Annotated in this window: 3 protein-coding genes and 1 pseudogene; 3 read left to right on the forward strand and 1 reads right to left on the reverse strand. The window is 60.3% G+C overall.

Annotated elements, in window-relative coordinates; translation table 11 throughout:
• Both A3A5_RS0112825 and A3A5_RS38425 read left to right on the forward strand, forming a co-directional pair.
• The coding region (locus A3A5_RS0112825) for a reverse transcriptase domain-containing protein (protein ID WP_018310972.1) at positions 1-779 on the forward strand (779 nt) is incomplete at its 5' end.
• Positions 780-954: 175 nt separating this feature from the next.
• Complete coding sequence (locus A3A5_RS38425; RefSeq protein WP_232431333.1) at positions 955-2,604, forward strand: recombinase family protein; 1,650 nt, start codon at positions 955-957, stop codon at positions 2,602-2,604.
• A gap of 13 nt (positions 2,605-2,617) precedes the next feature.
• Here the strand turns inward: A3A5_RS38425 and istA are convergent.
• Positions 2,618-3,358: pseudogene (gene istA, locus A3A5_RS38430) on the reverse strand (IS21 family transposase); the annotation flags it as partial.
• 239 nt (positions 3,359-3,597) lie between these two features.
• Here istA and A3A5_RS0112840 point away from each other — a divergent pair.
• Positions 3,598-4,626 carry an IS630 family transposase gene (locus A3A5_RS0112840; protein WP_018310975.1) on the forward strand — a complete coding sequence of 343 codons (1,029 nt, stop codon included), beginning with the start codon at positions 3,598-3,600 and terminating at the stop codon, positions 4,624-4,626.
• Positions 4,627-4,753: the final 127 nt, after the last annotated feature.

Raw genomic sequence — 4,753 nt, forward strand, 5'->3', positions numbered from 1 at the left:
ACCTGCAAAGCTATTTTGACTCGATCCCACACCTCCCCCTTCTCGCGAAATTAGCTGGGCGAATTGCAGACCGCCGAGTTCTGGACCTCATCCAGTGCTTTCTCAAGCAAGACATCATGGAAGACATGACGCGCTGGACGCCCACTTCTGGGAGTCCTCAGGGGGCGGTTATTAGCCCTCTGTTGGCGAACCTCTACCTGCACGAGCTTGACGTAGAAATGCGCCAGGCAGGGTTGGTGATGGTGCGCTACGCGGACGACGCCGTGGTGTTATGCCGCACGCGTGAGGAAGCGGAAGCCGCCCTTGCTCGCATGCGGGCATGGGTGGGCGCGAACGGATTGACGCTGCATCCAGACAAGACTCACATTGGGGACTGTCGGTTGGAGGGTCATGGGTTCGAGTTTCTGGGTTACCGGTTCGAGGCGGGCCAACGCTGGGTGCGCAAGAAGAGTTTCATGGGGCTGCGGGATAGAATTCGGGCCCTGACCAAGCGCCACCGGGGCGATTCGATCGAGAGCATCATCGCTTCGATCAACCCGATCCTGCGTGGCTGGTTCGGTTACTTCCGGCATGCCCACCGATACACCTTCTCGTCGGTCGACGGCTTTGTGCGCCGCCGTCTGCGAGCGATCCTGCGCCGACAGCTTCATCGTCCAGGTCAGGGTCGATGCTTTCGCGATCATTCTCGATGGCCAAATGCCTTCTTCGCCAATCTTGGGCTGTTCACGATGCACGAGGCTCATCAATTGGCGCGCCAATCCCGATGTGGAAACAACTGACTGGAGAGCCCGTCGCGGGAAAACCGCACACCGGGTTCGGAGGGAGGGGACGGCGCTCGCCGTTTCCTACCCCTATACTTGTCGATTAATGGTTGGCCAACCATTAATCGACGAAGACGGAATCTATGACCCCGCATACTTCAACGACCGCCTGCTGCTGGGCCTGAAGGGGACCATGAGTGAGGCCGAGCTGCACGTGCTGAGTGCGCGGCTGCAGGGTGGAATACGAAACAAGGCTCGACGTGGAGAGCTTGAGCTACCGCTTCCGATTGGGCTGGTCTACCATCCGAACGGATCGGTTGTACTCGACCCCGACCAGCAGATTCAATCGAGCCTGCGGCTGGTATTCGACACGTACCGACAGACCCACTCAGCGAGCATGGTGGTGCGCCGGTTTCGTCGCGAGGGTTGGGTCTTCCCGCGCCGGATTCACCGGGGTATCGGCAAGGGTGAAGTGCATTGGGGCGAATTGAATACATCCCGAGTCTTACAGATCTTGCACAACCCGCGATACGCCGGGGCCTTCGTCTACGGGCGGACACGAACGGGTCGCAAGGCCGACCTTACGAGCACACAACTAAAGGTCTCACAGTCCGAATGGCAGGTATTGATCCGCGACGCTCACGCGGGTTACCTCGACTGGGAGGAATATGAGCGTAATCAGCTCACACTCAAGCAGAGCGCAACCGGCTTCGGTCATCTTGCGCGAGGCACGATGCCCCGTGAAGGCGTGGGTCTGTTGCAAGGTCGGGTAATCTGCGGCGTGTGTGGCAGGCGCATGCGCGTCCGGTATCAGGCGGTCGGTGGCAAACTCGAACCGTACTACGTTTGCCACGATGCGGTTGCGCATCAAGCTGGCAAGCCCTGTCAGTCGATACGTGGGCGCCCAGTTGACGACGTCATTAGCGCGTTGCTGCTCGAAACCGTCGGGCCCGCGGCCATCGAAGTTGCGCTGGCAGTTGAAGGCGAGATAGCCGGGCGTATAGAACAGGCCGCCGCCATACGCCTCAAACAACTGGAGCGCGTGCGGTATGAGGCCGAATTCGCGCGACGACGCTACATGAGTGTCGATCCGGCAAATCGGATGGTAGCTGATGCGCTCGAAGCCGACTGGAACTCCTGCCTTCGAAGACTGGACGTCTTGCAGCAAGAACATGACCACCAACACCAGTCCGATCGGACCTTACTCGGTGATGAAGCTCGTGCACGGATTCTGGCATTGGCCGACGACTTTGCCGCTGTCTGGAACAACGAACGAATTGAGCCCGTCGATCGCAAGCGCATGCTCGGTCTGCTCATCGAAGATGTCACCGTTGTAAAGTCGGAGAAGGTATCGATCCACGTGCGCTTCCGTGGCGGCAGGACAACTTCGCTGGTGGTGGACAGGCCCAAGCCGATTGCGCTGGTGCGCAAGACCCCACCGGCGGTTGTGGCTCTTATCGACCAGCTCCTGGAAACGTGTACGGATCAGGAGGTTGCCAAACGACTCAACGAACTGGGATATGCGAATTGGCAGCACCAGGCATTTACCGCAAAGAAGGTGGCATTGGTGCGGACCACCTACGGAATCCCGTGCCGGTATGAGCGGCTTCGGTCCCGCGGGTTACTGACGGGCGCCGAACTCGCGGCACAGCTCAAGGTGAGCCCAACGACAATCCATCAGTGGGGCCGGCAAGGGCTTCTACGTCGACAAGTTTACGGGCATGATCACAGATGCCTTTACGAACCCCTTGGCAATGTCACCATTGTCAGGGGCACTGGTGGACGCAAGGCAGCGCCACCTACCTTCATCGCCGCTCCAACTACCGAACAAGGTACAATGTGAAACCTACTCCTTACTGCGGACGCCGCGCACGGGCAGGGAGCACCGAGGTGCCGTAATGGCGCGCGAAGTCGAACACCGTCTCGTTAGCGCACGGCTCATAACGGTCGGCGTTGGCAATCAAGGCGCGCGGGTTGTCTGGCACGACCAGTTCAGGGCTGCCGCCGATAAAGCTCAGGGCGCGCACCATCGAGCCGATCCAGTCCACCATCGTCTCGCGCGGCGTGGCGCAGGCGAATGTGTAGCTGGACGCGCCGAGCGCCGCAACAAACACGTGGGCGCGGCCGCCGTCGGCCACAGCGATGGTCGGTCCGGCATAGTCAACGAACAGCTTCTCACCGGCCTTGTGGGTCTGGCGCATTGAACGCTTCAGACTCTTGGCCCATGCGTGGTAGCGCTCGCAGAATTGCGTGTGGCGATAGGTCTTGCCGCCGGGATGGGCCTCAACATATTCCTGCCACAGCAGGGTCAGTGTGACGCCCTTGCGCCGCAGTTCCTGGTGGATGCGAGCATAGTCCGGCGGCACATAGGCGCTGGCGCGTGCGCTGGGCAGCAGGTGCGCGGCAATCGCTGTTTCATCGAGATCGCGTAGCTGCTCCCATGTCATGCCGGCCTCAGCGGCCAGTGACACATACTTGGACACCACGCCTTTGGAGACTTGCAGCGCCGCAGCAATGCTGGCGTGCGACAGTCCGGACTCGTGCTTGAGTCGTAACACGTCTTTGATCATGCGTATCGTCATGGGGGGCTTGGGCATCGCTTCTCCGTGTAAAAACGCAGAAGGTTATCCACAGCCTGGGTTGAACAATACGCAACACCCCCACCCGGTTCATTGCAAGCCGGATGCCACCACGTCAGCGGTGAGATGCCTCTCCGGCGGCCCGGTCACGATCGCCGGAACGGCTGGTCACGATAAACCGGAAACGCCGGTCACGATGCCGGAATCGCCGGTCACGATCGGCCGGAATACGCACGATAGTCATTGAGGGGGCGCTCATGAAACGTGACGGCCGCAGCCTGGCGCACAACACGCTTGAAGAGGTGCGCATCCTGGCAGTGCAACGCATGGCTGAGGGGGAGCATCTGGATGATGTCGCGGCATCGTTCGGGATGAATCGGTCGTGGGCATACAAGATTCGCGCCCAGGCGCACGGCCGTGGTGTAAGGGCGCTGCGCTCGACCAAAGGCACGGGTCGCCCGCGCACGCTCACGCCTGCGCAGGAGCAGCGGGTGCTGCGCTGGATCAACGGCAAGAATCCGACGCAGTATGGATTCGATTTCGGTCTGTGGACACGCAACCTGGTTCGCGAACTGGTGCAGGAAAAGTTCAGCGTGACGCTGAGTCTGGCATCGATCGGTGGGATGCTGGCACGCCTGAACCTGACGCCGCAAAAGCCACTGCAGCGCGCTTACCAGCGCGATCCGGAGGCAATCGATCGCTGGCGGCACGACACGTATCCGGCCATTGCCAAGCAGGCTCGTGAGCAGAAGACTGATATCTTTTTCTGGGACGAATCGGGTTTTCGAGCCGACTCGGTACATGGCAAGACCTGGGCGCCGCGCGGCGAGACGCCCGTTGTCGAGCGGCCGGGCCAGCGGCAAAGCATGAGCGCGGCGTCCGCCGTGAATTCGAAGGGTGCCTTCTGGTTTGCGACGTACGAAGGCGGGCTCAGCGGCGAGTTGTTCGTCACGCTGCTCAAGAAACTGATGTTCAATCGAAAGAAGGCGGTGCATCTGATCGTCGACGGATTGCCAGCGCATAAGAAAGCCATCGTCAAGGATTACGTCGCCAGCACCCAAGGAAAATTGACCCTGCACTTCCTGCCCGGTTACGCGCCGGATCTCAACCCAGATGAGTTAGTGTGGAGTCACGTCAAGCGCAACGGCGTCGCCCGACGTCCTTTGCAAAAAGGCGAAAAGCTGGGGCCGCGAATTTACGAGCAGCTTGCACAAATTGGACGCAACCCGAAGCTCGTGCGCTCATTCTTCAGGCATCCGTCTGTCCGCTATATTTCTGACCTATGAGTAAGCGGCGGTTGGCACGAATGACCTTCTGTAGGATGTCGCGAGCGCTCTTGGTCCAGATGAACGGCTTGGGGTTGGTGTTGTGGTGAGCGATGTACTCGTTGATGGCGTCGACCAGTTCCGGCAC

The sequence above is a fragment of the Cupriavidus sp. UYPR2.512 genome, assembly GCF_000379565.1.
Lineage (GTDB): Bacteria > Pseudomonadota > Gammaproteobacteria > Burkholderiales > Burkholderiaceae > Cupriavidus.

Excerpts from the sequence above, each read along its gene's own strand:
- A3A5_RS38425 (WP_232431333.1), top strand. The coding sequence starts at position 955 with ATGAGTGAGGCCGAGCTGCACGTGCTGAGTGCGCGGCTGCAGGGTGGA.
- A3A5_RS0112840 (WP_018310975.1), top strand. The coding sequence starts at position 3,598 with ATGAAACGTGACGGCCGCAGCCTGGCGCACAACACGCTTGAAGAGGTG.